19 protein-coding genes and 3 pseudogenes are annotated in these 23,988 nt (G+C 65.1%); 14 read left to right on the top strand and 8 right to left on the bottom strand.

The features are described 5' to 3' along the window. Window positions 1–87: 87 nt before the first annotated feature. From G4G28_RS19850 to crtB, 7 genes and pseudogenes are all read left to right on the top strand, one after another. Window positions 88–273 carry a hypothetical protein gene (locus G4G28_RS19850; RefSeq protein ID WP_182989602.1) on the top strand — a complete coding sequence of 62 codons (186 nt, stop codon included), beginning with the start codon at window positions 88–90 and terminating at the stop codon, window positions 271–273. A gap of 395 nt (window positions 274–668) precedes the next feature. After that, window positions 669–1,637, top strand: a complete 969-nt coding sequence (locus G4G28_RS19855) for a polyprenyl synthetase family protein (protein WP_183107744.1) — start codon at window positions 669–671, stop codon at window positions 1,635–1,637. 117 nt (window positions 1,638–1,754) lie between these two features. Further along, entirely contained in the window at window positions 1,755–2,180 is a 426-nt protein-coding gene (locus tag G4G28_RS26805; RefSeq protein WP_229507732.1) for a hypothetical protein, read from the top strand. 303 nt (window positions 2,181–2,483) lie between these two features. Next, window positions 2,484–3,035, top strand: a complete 552-nt coding sequence (locus G4G28_RS26810; protein ID WP_229507733.1) for a glycosyltransferase — start codon at window positions 2,484–2,486, stop codon at window positions 3,033–3,035. Between the two features lie 68 nt (window positions 3,036–3,103). After that, the gene (gene crtY / locus G4G28_RS19865) at window positions 3,104–4,234 is read left to right on the top strand and encodes a lycopene beta-cyclase CrtY (RefSeq protein ID WP_229507734.1); all 1,131 of its coding nucleotides are present in this window, start codon (window positions 3,104–3,106) and stop codon (window positions 4,232–4,234) included. Next, a pseudogene (locus G4G28_RS19870) lies at window positions 4,227–5,716 on the top strand (phytoene desaturase). Before crtY ends, G4G28_RS19870 begins: the two are co-directional and overlap by 8 nt. After that, window positions 5,713–6,705, top strand: a complete 993-nt coding sequence (gene crtB / locus G4G28_RS19875) for a 15-cis-phytoene synthase CrtB (RefSeq protein ID WP_183107745.1) — start codon at window positions 5,713–5,715, stop codon at window positions 6,703–6,705. The pseudogene G4G28_RS19870 and the gene crtB overlap by 4 nt, the downstream one beginning before the upstream one ends. Window positions 6,706–6,793: 88 nt before the next feature. On the opposite strand, the pseudogene G4G28_RS26815 reads toward crtB, so the two are convergent. Continuing rightward, window positions 6,794–7,135: pseudogene (locus G4G28_RS26815) on the bottom strand (beta-carotene hydroxylase); the annotation flags it as partial. A gap of 122 nt (window positions 7,136–7,257) precedes the next feature. On the opposite strand from G4G28_RS26815, the gene G4G28_RS19885 reads away from it, so the two are divergent. Next, window positions 7,258–7,671: a DUF2141 domain-containing protein gene (locus G4G28_RS19885; RefSeq protein ID WP_183107746.1), complete on the top strand. Its 414-nt coding sequence runs from the start codon at window positions 7,258–7,260 to the stop codon at window positions 7,669–7,671. Window positions 7,672–7,860: 189 nt separating this feature from the next. Here the strand turns inward: G4G28_RS19885 and G4G28_RS19890 are convergent, their stop codons facing one another. The 6 genes and pseudogenes from G4G28_RS19890 to aceE form a co-directional block, all read right to left on the bottom strand. Beyond that, a complete protein-coding gene (locus G4G28_RS19890; protein ID WP_183107747.1) occupies window positions 7,861–8,178 on the bottom strand; it encodes a hypothetical protein in 318 nt (105 codons plus the stop codon). A gap of 269 nt (window positions 8,179–8,447) precedes the next feature. Next, window positions 8,448–9,320 (bottom strand): NAD(P)-dependent oxidoreductase, encoded by an 873-nt coding sequence (locus tag G4G28_RS19895; protein ID WP_229507735.1) that lies wholly within the window; start codon window positions 9,318–9,320, stop codon window positions 8,448–8,450. A 642-nt stretch (window positions 9,321–9,962) separates the two neighbouring features. Next, window positions 9,963–10,442 carry a DUF5063 domain-containing protein gene (locus G4G28_RS19900; protein WP_182989604.1) on the bottom strand — a complete coding sequence of 160 codons (480 nt, stop codon included), beginning with the start codon at window positions 10,440–10,442 and terminating at the stop codon, window positions 9,963–9,965. A gap of 472 nt (window positions 10,443–10,914) precedes the next feature. After that, entirely contained in the window at window positions 10,915–12,795 is a 1,881-nt protein-coding gene (lpdA, locus tag G4G28_RS19905; protein ID WP_182989605.1) for a dihydrolipoyl dehydrogenase, read from the bottom strand. Between the two features lie 12 nt (window positions 12,796–12,807). Then, window positions 12,808–14,147: pseudogene (gene aceF, locus G4G28_RS19910) on the bottom strand (dihydrolipoyllysine-residue acetyltransferase). Window positions 14,148–14,270: 123 nt separating this feature from the next. Further along, window positions 14,271–16,964 (bottom strand): pyruvate dehydrogenase (acetyl-transferring), homodimeric type, encoded by a 2,694-nt coding sequence (aceE, locus tag G4G28_RS19915; protein WP_182989607.1) that lies wholly within the window; start codon window positions 16,962–16,964, stop codon window positions 14,271–14,273. A 386-nt stretch (window positions 16,965–17,350) separates the two neighbouring features. Between aceE and folD the strand changes: the two genes are divergently transcribed. The 5 genes from folD to G4G28_RS19940 all read left to right on the top strand — a co-directional run bounded on the left by folD (window position 17,351) and on the right by G4G28_RS19940 (window position 23,133). After that, a complete protein-coding gene (gene folD, locus G4G28_RS19920; protein ID WP_182989608.1) occupies window positions 17,351–18,259 on the top strand; it encodes a bifunctional methylenetetrahydrofolate dehydrogenase/methenyltetrahydrofolate cyclohydrolase FolD in 909 nt (302 codons plus the stop codon). A 138-nt stretch (window positions 18,260–18,397) separates the two neighbouring features. Next, window positions 18,398–20,485 carry a M3 family metallopeptidase gene (locus G4G28_RS19925; protein WP_182989609.1) on the top strand — a complete coding sequence of 696 codons (2,088 nt, stop codon included), beginning with the start codon at window positions 18,398–18,400 and terminating at the stop codon, window positions 20,483–20,485. Between the two features lie 95 nt (window positions 20,486–20,580). Then, window positions 20,581–21,006 (top strand): DNA polymerase III subunit chi, encoded by a 426-nt coding sequence (locus G4G28_RS19930; RefSeq protein ID WP_182989610.1) that lies wholly within the window; start codon window positions 20,581–20,583, stop codon window positions 21,004–21,006. Beyond that, on the top strand, window positions 21,003–21,716 hold the full coding sequence (locus G4G28_RS19935; RefSeq protein ID WP_183107749.1) for a hypothetical protein: 714 nt from the start codon (window positions 21,003–21,005) through the stop codon (window positions 21,714–21,716). Before G4G28_RS19930 ends, G4G28_RS19935 begins: the two co-directional genes overlap by 4 nt. A 283-nt stretch (window positions 21,717–21,999) precedes the next feature. Beyond that, window positions 22,000–23,133, top strand: coding sequence for a branched-chain amino acid ABC transporter substrate-binding protein (locus G4G28_RS19940; RefSeq protein WP_182989612.1), 1,134 nt, complete (start codon window positions 22,000–22,002; stop codon window positions 23,131–23,133). A gap of 98 nt (window positions 23,134–23,231) precedes the next feature. Here G4G28_RS19940 and G4G28_RS19945 read toward each other — a convergent pair whose 3' ends face one another. Beyond that, window positions 23,232–23,540 carry a c-type cytochrome gene (locus G4G28_RS19945; protein ID WP_182989613.1) on the bottom strand — a complete coding sequence of 103 codons (309 nt, stop codon included), beginning with the start codon at window positions 23,538–23,540 and terminating at the stop codon, window positions 23,232–23,234. 174 nt (window positions 23,541–23,714) lie between these two features. Here G4G28_RS19945 and G4G28_RS19950 point away from each other — a divergent pair, with 174 nt between their 5' ends. After that, window positions 23,715–23,951, top strand: a complete 237-nt coding sequence (locus tag G4G28_RS19950) for a TIGR04438 family Trp-rich protein (RefSeq protein WP_182989614.1) — start codon at window positions 23,715–23,717, stop codon at window positions 23,949–23,951. Window positions 23,952–23,988 lie beyond the last annotated feature (37 nt).

Genomic DNA, 23,988 nt, shown 5'->3' on the forward strand with positions numbered 1-23,988 from the left:
TCCATTGTGCGAAGCTGAACCCCTTATCAAGGAGGATGTCATGGATCTCAACAAGAACATCACGGCGGTACACCGCAAGGGGGCAGCATGAGCAAGACCTCCCGCTACGAATGGCGCGACCAGCAGGCTGCATTGCATGAGCGCGTAAAGGGTTTCCTCCAGAACCCCGGCAACGAACAGCTTGAAGCTGTGGTCGCCGAAATGCGCGCCTATGCCGATGCGGCCAAGTCCGGCCATATCGAAATCCCGCAGACCTGGACCAGTTACAGCTGACCGATCTGCACGGGCGCCCTGCGCCCATAAAAATGCCGCCGGGCTTGCACCCTGCGGCATTTTTTTTGCCTGTCGCGAGGGCCGCGCACAACGGCGGCATCGTATTCAACGGACGGAAACGCGATTTAATCATTTACAAACATTGCATAACGTCCCGGTTTGATTGCCCTTCTGCTCAGCCTGCGCCCTTGCCCCGGAGGGACGCCGATGAATATCCGGACTTTGCTTCCAAAATGCAACTAAACTGCGCCAAAAGCACGTAAATACCGGATGCGGTTCCGTGCGCACGGTTGACGGCGTTAATCATTTTGTCATTGCATTTCCGGTATCATGAACAATAAATTCATCAATTTTTTATTCACGACTTTGTTCAAGATCTTGGCGGGAGAACGCGCATGACTACGCAGGCACGACGGTTCGCCAGGCTCGAGCTGGAAAATCCGGGAGATATCGCGGGCGCGGAACTCGAGCGCGTGCGCGAGGAACTGGAAGACCGCCTCGCTTTCCTGCTCTCCGACAGCGGCCCGAACTCGGACCGCCTGGCGGCCGCCATGCGCGCCGGCGCGCTGGGCTCGGGCAAGCGCATGCGCCCGCTCCTGCTGATGCTCGTCGCCCGCGACCTCGGCTGCGATTCGCCGGCCCTGATCGACGTCGCCTGCGCCGTCGAACTGGTGCATGCGGCCTCGCTCATCCTCGACGACATGCCCTGCATGGACGACGCCCGCTTGCGCCGCGGCAAGCCGACCATCCACGTGCAGTTCGGCGAAGATGTCGCCATCCTGTCCTCGATCGCCCTGCTCAGCCGCGCCTTCGGCATCCTGGCATCCGCGCAGGACATCCCGCCCGCGGTCCGCGCGCGCCTGGTGGCACGGCTGTCGGAAACCATCGGCGCGCAGGGCCTGGTGCGCGGCCAGTTCCTCGACCTGCAGGGCGGCGCCCGCTCGGCCGAGGACATCGCCACCACGAATGAACTCAAAACGGGCGTGCTGCTCGGCGCGGCCGTCGATATGGCGGCCATCATTGCCGAAACTGACGATTGCGTCTCGCAGTCGCTGCGCGCCTTCGCGCTGGCGGCCGGTCACGCCTTCCAGATCCGCGACGATTTCCAGGACGGCCCGGACATGGACCCGAGCGTCACCGGCAAGGACATCGGCAAGGATGTCGGCAAGTCCACCTTCATCAACACGCTCGGCTTCGACGAGGCGCGGCGCCGCCTGATGGACCACCTGCACGAGGCCGACCGTTGCCTGACCGACGCCATCGGCAGCAAGCAGGGTACGCGCCGCTTCGTCGGCAGCCTGTTCGGCCAGGGCATGGCACCGGTGTCCGCGCCGCGCCAGCCCGACTACGCCGTGCACCATTGAAGGGATGCCAGGCACGCTCGCTGCGTGCCACGCCCATATCGACCCGTCTGGACAAAGGATTTCGTGCATGGCCCACTTCGGCGTGGTGACACCCGCCTTTATAGTCACTTCCAGGCCATGGCCGCCCTCGGCCTCGAACTGGTGGCACGCGGCCACCGTGTCACCTTCCTGCACCAGCTCGACGCCGCGGCCTACCTGGAGGACATGCCGCCGGGCGCGCTGCAATTTCACGCGCTCGGCGCGGACACCCACCCGGCCGGTTCGCTCGCCGGCAACCTGCGCCGCGCCGCCAGCCCGGGTGGCCCGCTGGGCCTGCGCCGCGTCATCCAGGACCTGGCGCGCACCACCGACATGCTGTGCAAGGAACTGCCGGCCGCGATTGCGGCGCTCGGCATCGACGCCCTGCTGGTCGACCAGATGGAAGCGGCCGGCGGCCTGGTCGCGGAAGGGTTGGGCCTGCCTGCCGTTCGTGTCGGTGGCCTGTGCCCTGCCGGTCAACCGCGAGAGCGGCATTCCGCTGCCGGTGATGCCTTTCGCCTTTGATGCCAGCGAACGCGGGCGCCATATGGTTGAGGGCAGCACGCGCGTCTACGACTGGCTGATGTCGCCCCACGCGAAAGTCATCGAAGCGCATGCGCGGCGCCTGGGGCTGGAGCCGCGCCACGCGCTGCACGAGTGCCTCTCGCCCTCGGTGCAGGTCAGCCAGACGATTGCTTCGTTCGAATTCCCGCGCAAGGCATTGCCGCCGCAGTTTCACCATGTCGGTCCGCTGCGCTTCTCACGCAAGAGCGCCGGCGCGGCAGCTGGCGCGGTCGGCATACCCCGGTCGATCCCGCTCGCCCTTTTGTGTTCGCTTCGCTCGGCACCATGCAGGGCGGCCGCCTGGCGCTCTTCAAGCGCATCGCCCGTGCCTGCCGCCAGGAGGGTGTGCAGCTGCTCGTCGCCCATTGTGGGGGCCTGAACGCGCAACAGGAAGAAGCCCTGCGCCGCGCGGGCGCCGATTGGGTCTGTGCGTTCGCGCCGCAGCAGGAAGTGCTGGCGCGTGCAGACGCCGTGGTCTCGCACGCGGGCTGGAACACGGTGATGGATGCCATCGCCACGCGCACGCCCATCCTGGCCATGCCCATCGCCTTTGACCAGCCCGGCGCGGCCGCGCGCATCGTTCACGCCGGCATCGGCCTGCGCCTGTCGCCGCGTTTCGCCAGCGCCGGGCAGATCGCCGGCGCCCTGCGCCGGCTGCTGGACGATCCCGCTTTCGCCGAACGCATGGCGCCGCTGGCCGACGACCTGGCACGGGCCGGCGGCACGGCGCGCGCGGCCGACCTCATCGAGGACGCCCTCGGCCTGGCCCCCGCTGCCCATGCCGGCGCGGAAGCAGGAGTGGCCAGCCTTGGATAAGCCGCACGCTCCCCGGTGGCGCAGCCGCCTGGGACCTGATCCTCGTCGGCGGCGGCCTGGCCAATGGCTTGATCGCCTGGCGCCTGCGCACGCTGCGCCCTGCCCTGCGCATCCTGCTGCTGGAAGCGTCCGGCGGGATCGGCGGCAACCACACCGGGTCCTTCCACGACGGCGACCTGAGCGACGCGCAGCGCACGTGGCTGGCGCCGCTCGTCTCCGCGCAGTGGCCGCGTTACGACGTGGTATTCCCGGACCATGCGCGCACGATGGACAGTGGCTACGCCAGCGTGATGTCGCACGACTTCGCGCGCGTGATCGAAGCGGCGCTCGGACCGGCCTTACGCCTCGATACCCCGGTCGATACGCTCACGCCGACCAGCGTCACCCTGGCCGGTGGCGAAACCCTGCACGCGCACGCCGTCATCGATGGCCGCGGCGTGCGCGCGACGCCGCGCCTGGCGCTGGGCTACCAGACCTTCCTCGGCCAGGAGCTGCGGCTCGATGCGCCCCATGGCCTCACGGCGCCGATCATCATGGACGCCAGGGTCGCGCAGCAAGGCGGCTACCGTTTCGTGTACGTACTGCCCTTCGACGAGCGGCGGCTGCTCATCGAAGACACCCATTACGTCGATGGCACGGAGTGGGAACCGGAGCGCCTGCGCGCAAACATCGCGGACTATGTAGCATCCCACGGCTGGCGCGTCGCCGAGCTGCTGCGCGAGGAGCACGGCTCGCTGCCCATCGTGCTGGCGGGCGACTTCGACGCCTACTGGAAGGACCTCGCCGGCCAGCCCTGCGCCGGATTGCGCGCGGGCCTGTTCCACTCGACCACCGGCTATTCGCTGCCGCACGCGGTGCGCCTGGTCGAGCGGGTCGCGACGTTTTCGGATTTCAGCGCGCCGCGCCTGTTCGACGCCATCCGCGACGAGGCGCGCAGCGAGTGGCGCCGCCAGCGCTTTTTCCGGCTGCTCAACCGCATGCTCTTCCTGGCGGGCAGTCCGGATGCGCGCTGGCGCGTGATGCAGCGTTTTTACCGCCTGCCGGCGCCCCTGATCACACACTTCTACGCCGGCCGCCTGCGCCTGCGCGACAAGCTGCGCCTGCTCAGCGGCAAACCACCCGTGCCGGTGCGCGCGGCCATTGCGGCCGCGTGCAAGATCCACCCTCACCAGATCAGATCGGAAATGCAGAATGATTGATGCGAAAAAGGCGGTCGTCGTCGGCGCCGGTTTCGGCGGCCTGGCCCTGGCCATCCGCCTGCAGGCCAGCGGCATGCAGACTACCCTGCTGGAAAAGCGCGACAAGCCGGGCGGACGCGCCTATGTCTACGAGGACCAGGGCTTCGTGTTCGATGCCGGCCCCACCGTCATCACGGATCCGTCCTGCATCGAGGAGCTGTTCGCGGCGGCCGGCAAGCGCATCGAGGATTACGTCGAGATGCTGCCGGTCGCGCCCTTCTACCGCCTGTGCTGGGAAGACGGCAGCCACTTCGACTATGCCAACGACCAGGAGGCGCTCGACCGGCAAATCCATGCGCGCAACCCGCTTGATGTCGCCGGCTACCAGCGCTTCCTCGCCTACTCGAAAGCCGTGTTCGACGAGGGCTACCTGAAACTCGGCGCCGTGCCCTTCCTGTCCTTCCGCGACATGATCTCCGCCGGCCCGCAGCTGGCCAAGCTGCAGGCCTGGCGCAGCGTCTACGGCATGGTGTCGAAATTCGTCCAGGACGAGCACCTGCGCCAGGCGTTTTCCTTCCACTCGCTGCTGGTCGGCGGCAATCCGTTTGCGACATCCTCGATCTACACCCTGATCCACGCGCTGGAACGGCGCTGGGGCGTGTGGTTCCCGCGTGGCGGCACCGGCGCCCTGGTGCGCGGCCTGGTGCGCCTGTTCGAGGACATCGGCGGACGCATCGAACTGAACGCCGCCGTGGCGCGCATCGAAACGCAAGGCGAACGCGCCAGCGGCGTGCGCCTGGAAGACGGCCGCCTGTTCCCGGCCGACGCGGTGGCGTCCAACGCCGACGTCGTCCACACCTATGCCGACCTCCTTGGCGGGCACGCGCGCGGCCCGCGCAGGCGCAGGCGCTGCGCAAGAAGCGCTTCAGTAATTCGCTGTTCGTGCTGTACTTCGGCCTGGACCACCATCACAGCCAGCTGCAGCACCACACGGTGTGCTTCGGCCCGCGCTACCGCGGACTGATCGACGAGATTTTCACGGGCAAGGAGCTGGCGGACGACTTCTCGCTCTACCTGCACGCGCCCTGCGTGACCGACCCCTCGCTCGCGCCCCCGGGCTGCGGCAGCCACTACGTGCTGGCGCCCGTGCCGCACCTCGGCAATGCGCCGATCGACTGGTCGGTCGAAGGTCCGCGCTACCGCGACCGCATCTTCGACTACCTGGAAAAGCGCTACATGCCGGGACTGCGCAGCCAGCTCGTCACCAGCCGCATCTTCACGCCCTTCGATTTCCGCGACGAGCTCAATGCCCACGTCGGCTCGGCCTTCTCGCTCGAACCGATCCTCACGCAGAGCGCCTGGTTCCGGCCGCACAACCGCGACAGCGCCCTGCACAACCTCTACCTGGTCGGTGCCGGCACCCATCCGGGCGCGGGCGTGCCGGGCGTGATCGGCTCGGTCAAGGCCACCGCCGGCCTGATGCTGGAAGAGGCGCGGGCATGAGCGAGGCGTTGTTTGAACACGCAACCCGCACCATCGCGGTCGGGTCGAAGAGTTTTGCTGCGGCAGCAACCCTGTTCGACCCGGCCACCCGGCGCAGCGTGCTGATGCTCTACGCCTGGTGCCGCCACTGCGACGACGTCGTCGACGGCCAGGAGCTGGGCTCCAGCACCGTCGCGCCCGCGGGCCACGACGCCACGCGCGAACTGGAGAAGCTCTACGAGCAGACGCGCCGTGCCTATGCAGGCGAAGCGATGCAGGACCCGGCATTTGCCGCCTTCCAGGAAGTCGCGCTGAAACACGCCATTGCGCCGCGCTACGCGTTCGACCACCTGGCGGGATTCGCGATGGATGTCGAGGGCGCGCGCTACCAGACGATCGACGACACCCTGCGCTACTGCTACCACGTGGCAGGCGTGGTCGGCCTGATGATGGCCTCGATCATGGGGGCGAAAGATCCTGCGGTGCTCGACCGCGCCTGCGACCTCGGGCTGGCCTTCCAGCTGACAAACATCGCGCGCGACATCGTCGACGACGCCAGGAACGGGCGCTGCTACCTGCCCGCCGAGTGGCTGCAGGAAGCGGGCATTCCGCCGGCGGACCTGGCACTGCCGCGCTACCGCGTGGCGCTGTCGCGCGTGGCGGCGCGCCTGGTGGATCATGCCGAACCCTATTACGACTCGGCCGCGGCCGGCATCCCTGCGCTGCCGCTGCGCTCGGCCTGGGCTATCGCCACCGCGCGCAACGTCTACCGCCAGATCGGCATCGAAGTGAAGCGGCGCGGCGCGCACGCCTGGGACGAACGCGTCGGCACTTCGAAGACCATGAAACTGTGGCTGCTGGCGAAAGGCGGCGTAACGGCGCTTACTTCGCGGCTGGCGTCGGCGCAGCCGCGTCCCGCGCATCTGTGGCAGCGTCCGCCCGAGGGGACGCCCGAGGGGACGCCCGAGGGGGAAGCGCACCTCCGTGCAGCGCCTGCAACTGCCGCTTGAGGGTGGCGGCCGAGGGCGCGTACAGGAAGCCGAAGGAGACGGCGCCATCCTTGCCGGCCACCGCATGGTGCATGCGGTGGGCCTGGTACAGCCGCTTCAGGTAGCCACTGCGCGGCACGTAGCGAAACGGCCAGCGCCCATGTACCAGGCCGTCGTGGGCGACGAAGTACAGCAGGCCATACGCCGTCATGCCGGCACCGATCCATTGCAGGGGCCAGGCGCCCTCGGTGCCGAACCAGATCAGGGCGATGGCCACGCCGGCGAACACGACGGCATACAGGTCGTTCTTCTCGAACCAGCCGGTACGCGGCTCGTGGTGCGAGCGGTGCCAGCCCCAACCGAAACCATGCATCACGTACTTGTGCGCGACAATGGAAAACACTTCCATCAGCACGACGGTGGCAAGAAGGACGAGCGAATTGAGCAGCATGGTGGTGAGCAGAATGGGTCGGAAAAACGGGTGAACCGGAATGACGACAGCCTACCACGGCGCCCGCTCGCACGGCTGGGATTTGCGGCCACGCACTTCAACACATCAACAGAGGATTGCCCATGCTTTTTCGTAGCGCACTGACCTGGTTTCTTTCCTGCGGCCTGCTTGCCAACGCCATGGCCGGCAACGTCGAAGTCCGCGTCTCCGGCATCAAGGGCGCCAGGGGCAAGGTGAATGTCGCGGTCTGCGACAAGGAACGCTTCCTGAAACAGTGCGGCTACAGCGCCTCGGCCCCGGCCGGCGACGGCGAGACCATCGTCACCCTGAAGGATGTGCCCGCCGGCGCCTACGCCGTGCTGGCCTACCAGGACGCCAACGACAACGACCGGCTCGACCGCAACCCGCTCGGCATGCCGAGCGAGCGCTACGGCTTCAGCCGCGAGGCACGCGGCAAGTTCGGTCCGCCCACCTTCGAGAAGGCGGCGATCGAGGTCGGCGAGGCGCTGACCGTCGCCCCGGTAAAGCTGCGTTAACACCGCGCCGCTGCCCGTAGGGTGGACGGCTCCGCCCGGCTGCGTGCATGCACGCGTCGCAGGCGCCGTCCACGCGTCCAACGGGCGCATGCATCGTCGCGAGGTATCAAGAGCCGGTTGAACGCGTGGACGGCGGGCGGCCGCGCCGCGTCGAAGCCTCCTTGGCGGTCCAGCCGTCCACCTTACGCCTTATCCGGCCGCGCCCGCGAAACCGGCCTGGACACCGCCGTCGAGCACCCGCATCAGGAAATGCACCTTGCGCGGTGCCCGGTGGCGCTCGTGGATTTCGCGCGTCAGCACCTCGACCCGGCGCGGCTCGAGCGCCAGCCGGCGCACATCGACCTGCTCGCCCGCTGCCGCGTTGCCGGCAAAGCGCGCCGCCAGCTGCTGGGTCACGGTGCCCGTCAGCGTGACCGGCGCGCCATGCACGGTCGTGTTCAGCTCGAAGCAGCGCGATTCGGGCAGGACGAACAGCGTCCCGACATATTCAGTAGCGTGCTCTTCCATATCCGTCTCCTGTGGCAGTCAGCCACTGTACCGGCGCCAAGCCGCGCCGTCCGCTTGCACTTTCATCATAGGCAAGGCCGCGCCGGGGCACAACCGAAACACAGTGCAGACGGCACTCACGGCACGGTCCTCGTGGGGTTGCAGCTTCGCTGCCGATGCGGCGATTGTTACCGGCAACAATCCCGCGAATCTGCTGCCCTCGGAAGCACCCGGACCGCATCGGCAACGCCACAAACCCCTTCGCGCCGCTGCACAGCCAGTCGACCAGCCTACTGACGATCCACCTTCGACATCTTCGCCAGCGCCGCCAGGTCCAGTTCCCCGTCGCCGCGCCTGACGGCTTCCTGCAAGGTCTCGCGCAACACTTCCCCGAAGCGCAGGCGCACGCCCTGCGCTTGCGCCGCATCGTTGGCCAGCCCGACATCCTTCCAGCCCAGCGCCAGCTTGAATCCCGCTGGACTGTAGCGCTCCTGCGCGATCATGCCGCCATACCCCTTGTAGACGGGCGAGCCGGCAAACAGCGTACTGCTGAGCAGGTCGAGAAAGCCGCCCGCGTCGATGCCGTGCGCCCCCGCCAGCGCGACCGACTCGCCCATCGCCTCGATTGCGCAGGCCAGCGTCAGGTTGGCGCCGAGCTTGACGGCGTTCGCCTGCTCGGGCGCATCGCCGAAGCGCCAGGTCTTCTGGCCCATCAGGTCGAACAGGGGCTGCACGCGTTGGATGAGTTCCGCCGGCCCGGCCGCGACGATATTGAGCTTGCCGGCCGCCGCCACGTCGACCCGTCCCAGCACCGGCGCGGCGACGTAGCCGATGCCCTGCTCGCGGTGCAGTGCCGCCATCTCGCGCGCAAAGGCAACCGAGACGGTGGCCATGTTGACGTGCACGCTACCCGGCTTCATGGCCGCCAGCGCCCCGCCCTCGACCAGGACCGCGCGCGTGGAGGCGTCGTCGGCCAGCATCGAAAACAGCACGTCCACCGCCCCTGCCTCGGCCGGGGTGTCCATCGCATGCGCGCCCTGCACAGCCAGCTCCTGCGCGGGCGCCACACTGCGGTTCCAGACGCGCAGCAGGTGGCCTGACCTGAGCAGGTTGGCTGCCATCCCGCGCCCCATGGCGCCCAGGCCGACGAATCCGATTTCCATGTGCTCTTCCTCCCTATGCATGCCGCACGGCTGTCGCTCCATTGAATCAGCATTCCGAAAACAAGGGCGCAGAGAGCGCCACCGATAGACCCAAGCTGAAGAACAATTGCCATATAGCACGACAATTGTTACGCTCTTCGCGCTGCCGGCTGCGGTATGCGGGGCGCTTGCGGCGAAGAAACGTGAGACAAGGGAAAGGGCAAGCCGCCACAGGCACGCTTTCCGGCCTGCCCCCCTGAACCCTGGACGAAAAAATACCGGAACCTCACGGCCCCAGCTTCGGTCCTTCCAGCAACGACGCCAATCAGCGCGTGCGCGGCGGCGGCAAATTTCGCACTACTGGGGTCACACTACTGGGGTCGGTCACACTACTGGGGTCAGGTCTGACAAACGGACACGAGCTCTGCCGTCAAACGCCAGCAATCATGAACAGCGTCGGGGTCAGGTCTGGCATATGGACACAAGCTCCGCATTCGAAGCGCCAAGGGATGGTTTATGGCTGAGCTCGTGTCCGAATGTCAGACCTGACCCCAGCCCTGCGCAGGCGGGCCCTTCCTCGCACGACGAATGAAGACGATGGATTTCGACAAGCCGGGCTCGTGTCCGAATGTCAGACCTAACCCTGGCTTTCGTTTCCAGGGACTAGTCTGGCCATCTGTTCCGTGCGAGCCAATAATGGATGACGCCCAAGGCATTCACGGCGTGTTCGCCCCAATGCGTATCGAACGACTCCTGCCAGACAGCGACGCCGGCCTCGCGATGGCCGTCGTCGAACACCAGCAACCCCTCCTTCAGGTCGCGCCAGATATCCGCAAGATCGTCTGCCAGATCGCCTAGCGCAGCCTCTCCGGCGGGCACCTCCAAGGGGTCGCAGACGCTACCGTAATAACCGACGGGTAGCGTGCCGAATCGCTTGAACACGATCGACCATTCCTCGTGGGAGAGCGGCCGCTCGACCCATTCGCATTCGCAGCGCGGCAGGTCCACCGCCATGGCATAGAGTACAGAGAGATGACGCCGTGCGGCCAGCATCTCCGACTTGGGCGTCCCCAAAGGTGACGCGTCCTGCGCCCAGTCGCACAACTGGCGCACCGCGAGGGTGAAGTCATCAAGTGTTGGCATATATGGGTAGGCACTTCAGCGGTAGGCTCTTCAGCCTAGAGGGTCATACGGTGGGTCACATACGGTGGGGTCACACATACGGTGGGGTCACACACATACGGTGGGGTCACACATACGGTGGGGTCAGGTCTGACAAACGGACACGAGCTCTGCATTCGTTTGGTTTTATTAAGTGCATTGCATACAAACTTGATCAGATTACGCGCATGCTGTTGCCCACATGCAGCCAGGAATAAAGGCGACGATGAAGTGCGCAACGCAAGACCAGACACCAATCAAGGCGATCTGCAGGAATTTCGTCCCCCATCGATTTGGCAAATAACCCGCCATCAGGACGATTGATATACGCAGTCTACGAGCTTATTGTTTCGATAACAAGGCGGAGCGTTCTCCTCAATGACCAATTTGCCGAGCCTATAAAAAAACCGGAACCTCACGGTCCCGGTTTCGTCGCTACCTATCCCGGCAAGAATCAGCGCTTGCGCGGCGGCGGCAAGTCCGTGCAGACGCCTTCGTAGGCTTCCGCCGCCATGCCGATCGACTCGCCCAGCGTCGGGTGCGGGTGGATCGTCTTGCCGATGTCGACGCCATCGGCGCCCATTTCGATGGCCAGCGCGATTTCGCCGATCATGTCGCCGGCATTCGTGCCGACAATCGTCCCGCCGATGATGCGGTGGGTCTCGGCGTCGAAGAGCAGCTTGGTGAAGCCTTCGTCGCGGCCGTTGGCGACCGCGCGGCCGCTGGCGTTCCACGGGAAATGGCCCTTCTCGACCTTGATGCCCTTCTGCTTGGCTTCGTCCTCGGTCAGGCCGGCCCACGCCACTTCCGGATCGGTGTAGGCCACCGACGGAATCACTTTCGCGTCAAAATAAGCCTTCTCGCCATGCGCCGCTTCCGCCGCCACGTGCGCTTCGTGCACTGCCTTGTGCGCCAGCATCGGCTGGCCGACCAGGTCGCCGATAGCGAAGATGTGCGGCACGTTGGTGCGCATCTGGCCGTCCACGCCGATGAAGCCGCGGTCGGTCACGGCCACGCCGGCCTTGTCCGCGGCGATCTTCTTGCCATTCGGGCTGCGGCCGACGGCGACGAGCACCAGGTCGTACAGCTGCGGTTCCGGTGCGGCAACGCCCGCCTCGGCCGATTCGAACGTCACGCGAATGCCTTCAGGGAGGGCTTCCACGCCGACGGTCTTCGTCTTGAGCATGATGTTGTCGAAGCGGTGGGCGTTGTACTTCTGCCAGACTTTCACCGCCTCGCGGTCGGCGCCCTGCATCAGGCCATCCATCATTTCGACGACGTCGATGCGCGCACCGAGGGTGCTGTAGACGGTCGCCATCTCCAGGCCGATGATGCCGCCGCCGATGACCAGCATCTTCTTCGGCACCTGGCGCAGTTCGAGCGCGCCGGTGGAGTCGACGATGCGCGGGTCTTCCGGCACGAAGGGCAGCTTCACGACCGAGGAACCGGCGGCGATGATCGCCTTGGCGAACTTCACGACCTTCTTCGCGCCATCCGGGCTTGTTACTTCGATGTGGTTCGGGCTAAGGAACTGGCCCACGCCCTGCACGATATTGACCTTGCGCGCCTTGGCCATGAAGGCGAGACCCCCGGTCATCTTCTTGATGACGCCGTCCTTGTAGCCGCGCAGCTTGTCGATGTCGATCTCGGGCGCGGCGAAGGTCACGCCATTGGCCGCCATGTGCGCGGTCTCGTCGATGATGTGCGCCATGTGCAGCAGCGCTTTCGACGGGATGCAACCGACGTTCAGGCAGACGCCGCCCAGGGTCGCGTACTTCTCGACCAGCACGGTATTCATGCCCAGGTCGGCGGCGCGGAAGGCGGCCGAGTAGCCGCCAGGGCCGGCGCCGAGCACCATCATTTCGCATTCGATGTCGACCTGGCCGCTGTAGCTGGCGGCGTTCGGTGCCGGCACGGCGTTCGGCGCGGCGGCGTCGGCTTTGTGGGCCGGCGCGTAGGAATCCGTCGGGCCGGCGGCGGCGGTCGGCGCGACGGCCTGGGTGCCGATCTGCGCATCCGGCTTGGACGACGCGGCAGGAGCAGCAGCCGGAGCAGCAGGCGCAGCGCCTGCGCCCGCACCAGCGGAATCGGCGTGCGCCGATTCCTCCAGCATCAAGAGCAGCGACCCTTCATTGACCTTGTCGCCAACCTTGACCGACAGCTCCTTGACCACGCCCGCATGGGTCGACGGAATCTCCATCGAGGCTTTATCGGACTCCACGGTGACGAGCGACTGGTCGACCTTGATCGTGTCGCCCGGTTTCACCATCAGCTCGATGATTTCGACATCCTTGAAGTCGCCGATGTTCGGGACCTTTACTTCAACAGTACTCATGCTCGGCGCTCCTTACAGAAGGGTCTTGCGCAGGTCGGCCAGCACTTCGGCCAGGTAGGCGGCGAAGCGTGCGGCACCGGCACCGTCGATGACGCGGTGGTCGTAGGACAGCGACAGCGGCAGCATCAGGCGCGGCTGGAAGGCCGAGCCATCCCACACCGGCTTCATGGCCGACTTCGACAGGCCGAGGATCGCCACTTCCGGCGCATTGATGATCGGCGTGAAGGCCGTGCCGCCAATGCCGCCCAGCGAGGAGATGGTGAAGGTCGCGCCCTGCATGTTCGCCGGGCTCAATTTGCCGTCGCGTGCCTGCGCCGAGAGTTCGCCCATTTCGGTGGCTATCTGCGACACCGTCTTCTTGTCGGCATCCTTCACCACCGGCACCACCAGGCCGTTCGGCGTGTCGGCCGCGAAGCCGATGTTGTAGTACTGCTTCAGGATCAGGTTCGCGCCGGTCTCGTCGATCGAGGCATTGAACTGCGGGTATTTTTTCAGTGCCGCGACCGAGGCCTTGATGACGAAGGCAAGCATGGTCAGTTTGACCGTCGACTTCTGCTTGGCCAGCGCCGCGTTCGAATCGACGCGGAACTGTTCGAGGTCCGTCACGTCCGCTTCGTCGAACTGCGTCACGTGCGGGATCATCACCCAGTTGCGGTGCAGGTTCGGGCCGCTGATCTTCTTGATGCGCGACAGCGGCAGCAGCTCGGTCGGGCCGAACCTCGAGAAGTCGAGCGACGGCCATGGCAGCAAGTCCAGGCCGACGCCGGAACCGCCCTTGGCAGGTGTTGCAGCGGTCGGGCCGGCAGCCATCACGCCCTTGACGAAGTTCTGCACGTCGAGCTGGGTGATGCGGTTCTTCGGGCCGGTGCCGGGCACGCGCGACAGGTCGACGCCGAGTTCGCGCGCGAACTTGCGGATCGATGGGGAGGCGTGGGCTTTCGATGCGTCGCCGGCTGGGGCAGCGGCCGGAGCGGGCAGGCAGGCGCAGGCGCAGGTGCAGGTGCAGGCGCGGCAGCCGGCGCAGGAGCGGCAGCTGGTGCGGGGGCTGCAACTGGTGCAGCGGCGGCCGGTGCAGCCGCTTCAGCAGCAGGCGCAGGCGCGGCAGTGGCACCTTCAGCCTCCTCGAGCAGCAGCACGATCGACCCTTCGGCAACCTTGTCGCCGACCTTGATCTTCAATTCCTTGACGACGCCGGCGTGGCTGGACGGGATCTCCATGCTCGCCTTGTCCGATTCGACCGTCACGAGCGACTGGTCGACCTTGATCGTGTCGCCCGGCTTCACCATCAGTTCGATGACTTCGACTTCCTTGAAGTCGCCGATATCCGGGACTTTGACTTCCACAATGCTCATAGTGTTAGCTCCATTATTATTCGTTGGCCTGGGATGGCACACCGCTCCTGCAGGTCCGAGGGCTCCCCGTCAGGGGCACCCTCGGGAGAAAAGGAGCGGCGGCTTCTTCTATCACCAGAGCATTTACACGTGTACCGGATTCGGCTTGTTCGGATCGATGCCGTACTTCTCGATGGCTTGTGCCACGACGCCCATGTCGATCTTGCCTTCGTCAGCCAGTGCGCGCAGGGCCGCAACCGTCACGTAGTAGCGGTTCACCTCGAAGAACTCGCGCAGCTTGGCGCGCGAATCCGAGCGGCCGAAGCCGTCGGTGCCGAGCACTTTATAGGTGCGGTCTTTCGGCATGTAGGCGCGGATCTGCTCGGCGAACATGCGCATGTAGTCGGTGGTGGCGACGATCGGGCCAGTCGACTCCTGCAGCAGCGAGGTGACATATGGCACGCGCTGCTCGGCGGTCGGGTTGACCATGTTCCAGCGGTCGCAATCCTGGCCGTCGCGCGCCAGCAGCGACAGCGACGGTGCCGACCAGATATCGGCGGCCACGCCCCAGTCGTTCTGCAGCAGTTCGGCGGCAAAGATCGATTCGCGCAGGATGGTGCCCGAGCCGATCAGCTGGACGCGATTCTGGGCCTCGCCACCTTGCTGGAACAGGTACATGCCCTTCAGGATGCCCTCTTCCTGGCCCGGCTTCAGGCCCGGCTGCTCGTAGTTCTCGTTCATGATGGTGATGTAGTAGAACACGTCTTCCTGTTCTTGCACCATGCGACGCAGGCCGTCCTGGATGATCACCGCCACCTCGTGGCCGAAGGTCGGGTCGTAGGGCAGGCAGTTCGGGATGGTCGCCGCGATGATGTGGCTGTGGCCATCCTCGTGCTGCAGGCCTTCGCCGTTCAGGGTCGTGCGGCCGGCGGTGCCGCCCATCAGGAAGCCGCGCGCGCGGATGTCGCCCGCCAGCCAGACCAGGTCGCCCACGCGCTGCATCCCGAACATCGAGTAGAAGGTGTAGAACGGGATCATCGTGCGGTTGTTGGTCGAGTACGAGGTCGCCGCGGCGATCCACGAGCTCATGCCGCCCGCTTCGTTGATGCCTTCCTGGAGGATCTGGCCGGCCTTGTCCTCGCGGTAGTACATGACCTGGTCTTTATCGACCGGTTCATACAGCTGGCCCTGCTGGTTGAAGATGCCGATCTGGCGGAACAGGCCTTCCATGCCGAAGGTACGCGATTCGTCGACCAGGATCGGCACGATGCGCTGGCCCAGGCTCTGGTCTTTCAGCAGGCTCGTGATCACGCGCACATAGGCTTGCGTGGTCGAGATTTCGCGGCCAGGCGCGGTCGGCTCGAGCACGGCCTTGAACGATTCGAGCGGCGGCACGACGAGCTGCTCGTCGGCCTTCTCGCGGCGCTGCGGCAGGTAGCCACCCAGGGCCTTGCGGCGCTCGTGCAGGTACTTCATTTCCGGCGAATCGTCGGACGGCTTGAAGAACGGGATCTCGGCCAGCTTGTCGTCCGGGATAGGGATGGCGAAGCGGTCGCGCATTTCGCGGATGGCCTCGTCATCGAGCTTCTTGGTCTGGTGCGCGGTGTTGCGCGCCTCGCCCGACTTGCCCATGCCGAAGCCCTTGACGGTTTTTACCAGCAGGACGGTCGGCGTGCCCTTGTTTTCCTGGGCGTTCTTGAAGGCGGCGTAGATCTTGTGCGGATCGTGGCCGCCGCGGGTCAGGCGCCAGATGTCGTCGTCGGTCATGTTGGCCACCATCTTCAGCAATTCAGGATGCTTGCCGAAGAAGTGCTTGCGCACGTAGGCGCCGTCTTTCGCCTTGTAGTTCTGGTATTCGCCGTCGACGGTTTCCATCATCACGCGCTGCAGGATGCCGTCCTTGTCTTTCGCGAGCAGGGCATCCCAGCCCGGGCCCCAGATGACTTTGACCACGTTCCAGCCGGCGCCGCGGAAGTCCGCTTCCAGTTCCTGGATGATCTTGCCGTTGCCGCGCACCGGACCGTCCAGGCGCTGCAGGTTGCAGTTGACGACCATGACCAGGTTGTCGAGCTGCTCGCGCGCGGCCATGCCGATCGCGCCCATCGATTCCGGCTCGTCCATCTCGCCGTCGCCGCAGAAGACCCAGACCTTGCGGTTGGCCGTGTCGGCGATGCCGCGCGCGTGCAGGTACTTCAGGAAACGCGCCTGGTAAATCGCCATCAGGGGTCCGAGACCCATCGAGACGGTCGGGAACTGCCAGAAGTCCGGCATCAGTTTCGGGTGCGGATACGAGGACAAGCCCTTGCCGTCGACTTCGCGGCGGAAGTTCAGCAGCTGCTCTTCGCTCAAGCGGCCTTCGAGGAAGGCGCGCGCATAGATGCCGGGCGAAGAATGGCCCTGGATGTAGAGCAGGTCGCCGCCGTGGTCTTCGGTCGGGGCGTGCCAGAAGTGGTTGAAGCCGATGCCCAGCATGTTCGCCAGCGAAGCGAAGGACGAGATGTGGCCGCCCAGGTCGCCGTCGGCGCGGTTGGCCTTGACCACCATCGCCATCGCGTTCCAGCGCATCCACGAGCGCAGGCGCTCTTCGTATTCGAGGTTGCCGGGGCAGTGCTCTTCCAGGTGCGCCGGAATGGTGTTGACGTAGGCGGTGTTGCTGGAGAACGGGATATGGGCGCCGCGGCGGCGCGCCAGGTCGACCAGGCGCTCCATCAGGTAGTGGGCGCGATCGGTACCTTCGTTTTCGATAACCGCCTCGAGCGCCTCGAGCCATTCCTTTGTTTCGAGAACGTCCGGGTCATTGGCGGCCTGGGCCGTCAACTGATCGAGTTGAGCTGACATTGATGCGTCTCCTTGGTTGGTGCCCCACCCCGATCCCCAGATCGCCGGCGGCGGATTTGTGATGAAATTCTGAAAATAAGCCATGGGATTCTACCAGTGCCATCTGGCTTTTTCAAATTACGATATATCGTTTCATTATGTGGAATCCAGTAGGATGGAGTCCTGACTCCACGCGGTATGCACCGCTCCAAAATCGCATCGCATGCACCGAATGCGGATGCGGCATACCGCCGGGCTTGCACGCGACGTACCGCGTGGAGTCGGGACTCCACCCTGCAAACCCAACCATCTGTCTATCGTCAAATATGACAACGAAGCGCCGAGGGCGGCGCGCGATACCCGTGGGGGCCGTATAATTTCATTTTTGTCCAGTGATGAGCCCCACCATGCCAGCCCAACCCATCGACGGAGTCCAACTTTCCCAACAATTGCGTGCCGAAATCGCCCAGCGCGCGGCCACGCTCACCGCCGCCGGCGTGCAGCCGGGCCTGGCCGTGATCCTGGTCGGCGAAGACCCGGCCAGCCAGGTCTACGTCCGCAACAAGGTCAAGGCCTGCGGCGACGTCGGGTTTCATTCGGTACTGGAAAAATACGATGCCGACCTGACCGAAAGCGCCTTGCTGGCGCGCATCGAAGCGCTGAACGAGGACCCGTCCATCCACGGCATCCTGGTGCAGATGCCCCTGCCGCGTCATATCAACCCTTCGAAGGTCATCGAGGCAATCGCCACGAACAAGGACGTCGATGGCTACTCGGTGCTGTCGGCCGGCGAACTGGTCGCCAACCTGCCGGGCTTCCGCCCTTGCACGCCCTACGGCTGCATGAAGCTGATCGAAAGCACGGGTGTTGATTTGCGCGGCAAGCATGCGGTGGTCATCGGACGCTCGAACACGGTCGGCAAACCAATGGCGCTGCTGCTCTTGCAAGCCAACGCCACCGTGACCATATGCCATAGCGCGACCCCGGACCTGGGCTACCACACCCGCCAGGCCGACGTGATCGTCGCCGCCGTCGGCCGCCGCAATACCGTCACCGCCGACATGGTCAAGCCGGGCGCGATCGTGATCGACGTCGGCATGAACCGCGACGATGCCGGCAAGCTCTGCGGCGACGTCGATTTCGCCGGCGTGGTTGAGGTGGCCTCGCACATCACGCCGGTGCCGGGCGGCGTCGGCCCGATGACGATTACCATGCTGTTGATGAACACCGTCGAGTCCGCCGAGCGCGTGCTCGGCAAGCGCCAGGAGCGGCTCGCCCCGGTTGCGGGGATGGATCCGAAGCCAGGCACCGCATAAGGTAACCTCGCAAACCTACTGCGCGTTGCACTGCCGGCTTGCGATGCTCGCTGTACTCTCGTACAGCTGCGCTTCTCAGCCAACATTGCTGCCGCTCGCTACGGTTTTCGAGGTCACCGAACATTTGAAAGGAGCACCATGAATATTGAAACCAGTAACCCCCTCCTCGATTTCTCAGGCCTGCCGCGTTTCGATGCGTTCCGTCCGGAACACGTCACGCCGGCCATCGAGCAACTGATCAAGGAAGCCGCCGCCGTGGTGGCGGAGCTCGAAGCACCGAGCGACAACGTAACCTGGGACAATTTCGTGGTGCCCCTCGAGGAAGCGACCGAGCGCCTGGGCCGTGCCTGGGGCATCGTCAACCACCTGAACCACGTGGCCGACACGCCCGAGCTGCGCGCGGTCTACAACGAGAACCAGCCGAAAGTCACCGAGTTCTGGACCACGCTGGGCCAGAACGAAGTGCTGTTCGACAAGTACAAGGCCATCCGCGCCGGTGCCGAATACGACACGCTGAGCCCGGCACGCAAGCGCATCGTCGAGAACGCCCTGCGCGACTTCCGCCTGGGCGGCGCCGAGCTGCCGGACGACAAGAAGGAACGCTTCGGCGAAATCCAGGAGCAGCACGCCGCGATTTCCACCCGCTTCTCGCAGAACGTGCTCGACGCCACCAACGACTACAAGCTGGTAGTCGAAGACGAGGCTGACCTGGCCGGCATCCCGGACGACGTGAAAGCCGCCGCGCGCGCCGCCGCCGAGAAGGACGGCAAGACCGGCTACCAGTTCACCCTGCACTTCCCTTCCTACTTCCCGCTGCTGCAGTTCGCCGACAAGCGGTCCTTGCGCGAAACGATCTACCGCGCCAGCGCCACCAAGGCCTCCGAGATGGGCACCGTCTTTTCCGAACTGGAGAAATGGGACAACACGGCGAACATCGCCCAGCTGTTAGCACTGCGCAATGAAGAAGCCCGCCTGCTCGACTACCGCAATTTCGCCGAAGTGTCGCTGGTGCCGAAGATGGCCGAGAGTCCCGAGCATGTGATCGGTTTCCTGGAAGACCTGGCCAAGCGTGCCCGTCCGTTCGCCGAGAAAGACCTGGCGGAATTGCGTGCCTTTGCCAAGGACGAGCTCGGTATCGAGGACATGCAGGCCTGGGATGTCGCCTACGCTTCGGAAAAACTGCGCGAGAAGCGCTATGCCTTCTCGGCCCAGGAAGTGAAGGAATACTTCCCGGAGCACAAGGTGATCGAAGGCCTGTTCAAGGTCGTGCGCTCGCTGTTCTCGGTCGAGATCAAGCCGGACACCGCCCCGGTCTGGCATCCGGACGTGCGCTTTTACCGCATCGAACGCGACGGCGAGCTGGTCGGCCAGTTCTATTTCGACCTGTACGCCCGTGCCGGCAAGAATCAGGGTGCATGGATGGACGATGCGCGCGGACGCCGCCTGACGACCGGCGGCATCCTGCAAACCCCGATCGCCTACCTCACCTGCAATTTCACGCCGCCGGCATTGAAGGATGGGCAATTGCAGCCATCGCTGTTCACCCACGACGAAGTGACGACCCTGTTCCACGAGTTCGGCCACGGCCTGCACCACATGCTGACCGAAGTCGAGGAATTGTCGGTCTCGGGCATCTCGGGCGTGGAATGGGATGCGGTCGAGCTGCCGTCCCAGTTCATGGAAAACTTCTGCTGGGAATGGGACGTGCTGCAGGGCATGACGGCGCACGTGAAGACGGGCGAGCCGCTGCCGCGCGCGCTGTACGACAAGATGCTGGCGGCGAAAAACTTCCAGTCGGGCATGCAGACGCTGCGCCAGGTCGAGTTTTCCCTGATCGACATGCACCTGCATTACGATTTCGACCCGCAAGGCGACAAGACCGTGCAGGAGGTGATCGACGATGTGCGCAGCAAGTTCTCGGTGATGATCCCGCCGGCTTTCAACCGCTTCCAGCATTCCTTCGGCCACATCTTTGCTGGCGGCTATGCGGCCGGCTACTACAGCTACAAGTGGGCCGAGGTGCTGTCGGCGGACGCGTATGCGGCCTTCGAGGAAGCCCTGGAGGCCGGCGGCGGCGAGCACACGCTCGAGACCGGGCGCCGCTTCCAGCGCGAGATTTTGGCGGTGGGCGGCTCGCGTCCGGCGCTGGAATCCTTCAAAGCCTTCCGTGGCCGCGAACCGTCGATCGACGCCCTGCTGCGCCATAACGGGATGAACGCAGCCTGAGTCCTGGCGGGTGAACCATGGCGCCGGCGGAAAGTTCGCCGGCGCGTATCGATGCAGGTTGACCGGATGGCGGCGCGCCGTCGTACAATCTCGTCATGACCCGAGTCGACTTCCACACCAATATCCCCGACAAGCTGCAATACGCCTGCCGCCTGGCACGCAAGGCCTATGCGGCGCGCGCCAAGGTCGTGCTGCTGGCGGAAAACGCGGCCCAGGCCGCGGCGCTGAACGAGGCGCTCTGGACCCTGTCCGACACCGACTTCCTGCCGCACGTGCTGGCGAGCGACCCGCTGGCCGCGGAAACACCGATCGTCATCACCGACAACGAAGACGTGCCGCTGCCCCACCACGACATGCTGGTGAACCTCACCCAGCGTACCCCAAGCACCTTCGCCCAGTTCGCGCGCGTGTTCGAAATCATCTCCAGCGACGAGCAGGACGCCGCCGCCGGCCGCCAGCGCTACGTCGCCTACAAAAAGGGAGCCTATCCCCTGACCCACTTCGTCGCAGGACAATCATGAGCCAGAAGCCAGCCTTCGATAGCAGCATTCCCGTGTTGACTCAAGTTGTGCTGGAACCCCTCGACCCGGTGCCGGTCCTCGATGAGCGGATCGATCCCGTGCCTGTCCTCGACGACCGGATCGACCTTGCATCCTTGATGGCGCCCGCTGTCCCGGCAAGCACGGCGCCGGCTGCCGTGCCCACGGTGGAAGCGCCAGTGGAGCTGCTGGCGGAGCCGCTGGTAGAGCCCGTAGTGGAGCCGATAGTGGAGCCGATAGTGGAGCCGATAGTGGAGCCGCTGGTGGAGCCGCTGGTGGAGCCGGTAGTGGAGCGACTGGTAGAACCGGTAGTGGAGCCGCTGGGAGAGCAGCTGGCGGAGCCGCACATGGTATCCGTGGCGGATCCGGCAATCGCACCCGCGCCGGACTCGGGAACGCTGGCAGAGCTGTCCATGCCCCTGCCTGCGCCTCTACCCGAACCTGCGGCTGAGCTGCCTCAGGCGTCGCCGCCGGCGGCGCCGGCAGCCACCACTCAGCCCACCGACGCCGACTGGGATGCCATCGAAGAACGCATCGTCGCGCGCGTGGTGGCACAGCTGCAGCCCCAGCTCGATGCCGTCGTGCGCGGTGCGCTGGTCTCGGCTGCCGACCAGATCCATATCGGCTTGCGCCAGGCCGTCGAGCAGGTGGTGGCGCAGCAGGTGGCCGCCAACCAGTTCGGGCAAAAATAGCCGGAACAGGCGGCGCGCAGCCGTCCGCATCACGCATCGGCGGGCGCACCGGAAGGCCGCCGCGACTGCACTGCCCCTGCGTGCCTGGCTGCGCGCGCGGCAGTTTGCCATGCATGCCGCGTCGCCGCCGCGCACGAGCGGCCAGGCTGTGTCCCGCTGCCGACATCCGCATTTTTCTGCTTCTCCCCCTCCCTGATTTGTTGTACCTTTTGCTCTGCATAAATGACAGCAAGCGCTCGCTGGTGTGTTGTTGGGCGCTCCCCATCCCATTCCTGGAGAATGTATGCGCACCAAGCTGATTTCCCTCGCGCTCGCGATGCTGTTCGCGGCCCATGCCAGCGCCCAGCAAGTCGTCCGGATCGGCCATGTCGGCCCGGTCTCCGGCCCGAATTCGCACCTCGGCAAGGACAACGAGAACGCGGCCCGCATGGCCATCGACGAGCTCAATGCGAAAGGCTTCGCCATCAACGGCCAGAAGCTGACGCTGCAATTGCTCGCCGAGGACGACGGCTCCGATCCGAAACAGGGCACGGCAGTGGCGCAAAAGCTGGTCGACGCCAGGGTCAAGGGCATCGTCGGCCACCTCAATTCCGGCACTACTGTCCCGGCCTCGAAGATTTACCACGACGCAGGCATCGTGCAGATTTCGCCGGCGACCACCGCTACCCAGTACACCAAGCAGCGTTTCCCGGGGGCCTTCCGCGTGGTGGCGAATGATGCCAAGCTCGGCGGTACGCTGGGCAAGTATGCGATCGATACCCTGAAGGTGAAGAACATCGCCGTCATCGACGACCGCACCACCTACGGCCAGGGCGTCGCCACGGAATTCCTGAAGGGGGCCAAGGGCCAGGGCGTGCGCATCGTCGGCAAGGAATTCACCAGCGCCACCGCTTCCGACTTCACGGCGATCCTGACCTCGCTCCGCGCGAAAAAGCCGGACCTGATCTTCTTTGGCGGCATGGATTCCGTGGCCGGCCCGATGCTCAAGCAAATGAAGGCGCTCGGCATCGATACCCTGTTCATGGGCGGCGACGGCATCTGTACCGAAGCGCTGGGACGCCTGGCCGGTCCGGCGCTGGGAGAAGGCAAGGTCATCTGCGCCGAAGCGGGCGGTGTGAAAGGGGCAGAGCAGGAAAAGACGATGAGCGACTTCCGCGCCCGCTTCAAGCAAAAGACCGGGCAGGACGTGCAACTGTACGCGCCCTATGTGTACGACGCGGTGATGGTAATGGCGGCAGCGATGCAGGCGGCCAATTCTGCCGATCCGGCCAAGTATCTGCCGGAGCTGAAGAAGATCAAGTACCGCGGTGTGACCGGCGACATCCAGTTCGACGCGAATGGCGACATCAATAACGGCGCCCTCACCCTGTTCACCTTCCGGGGCGGCAAGCGCACCAGGATCGACGTGATTCGTTGAGACCCCGGTAGCCCGGCCGGTATGCGCGGCCGGCAAACAAAAAGCGCGCCTGGCTGACGCCGGCGCGCTTCTTCATGCGAGCGGTGCTTGCGTGCCGCTTATTTGGTCGCCAGCACCCATTTCACCAGGCTGCGCGCTTCGGCTTCGTTCACCTGCGAATTGGCCGGCATCGGGACCGGGCCCCAGGTACCGACGCCGCCTTTCATGACTTTCTGGACCAGCTTGTCTTCCGCGCCCTTCTGGCCGGCATACTTGGCAGCGACGTCCTTGTAGGCGGGACCGACCAACTTGTTCGCTACGGCGTGGCAAGCCATGCAATTCTTCGCCTTTGCCAGGTCGGCTTGCGCGAATGCGCTCGAGGATGCCAGGACCGACAACACAGCACACAAGATCAGGGACCGTTTCATCTAACTCTCCAGTAGTAATGATCCCATTCTACCCCGTTTCCGGGCGCTGACTGCCCACCGTCACACTCTGTAACGTCGCTTACGATTTGGTGTCGCGCCGTTTCCACCAAGTACAGGAATTTTTCCACGCAGAACTAAATTCTTTTGTAAGATGGCCGATTCTGGAGAAAACCCATGCCCCTGATCCTGTTGATTGCCGCCCTGGTCGCGCTGCGCTTCTTTGAAGTCTGGAAATTCGCCGAACTCTCCTGGTGGTGGATCGTCGGCCTGATGGTCTTTGCCTTCGTCTGGTTCGAATACATCGAACCCATGCTCGGCCTGGACAAGAAAAAAGACCATGACGAGGACGCCGCCCGGCGCAAGGCCCGCCTGGCCGAGACCTTCGGCGACAAGACCAGGAAGCGCAAATAGGCGCAGGCCTGGCGGCGCCTCCCATGCCGCCATTGCG

Source organism: Massilia sp. Dwa41.01b (genome assembly GCF_014171775.1).
GTDB lineage: Bacteria > Pseudomonadota > Gammaproteobacteria > Burkholderiales > Burkholderiaceae_D > Telluria.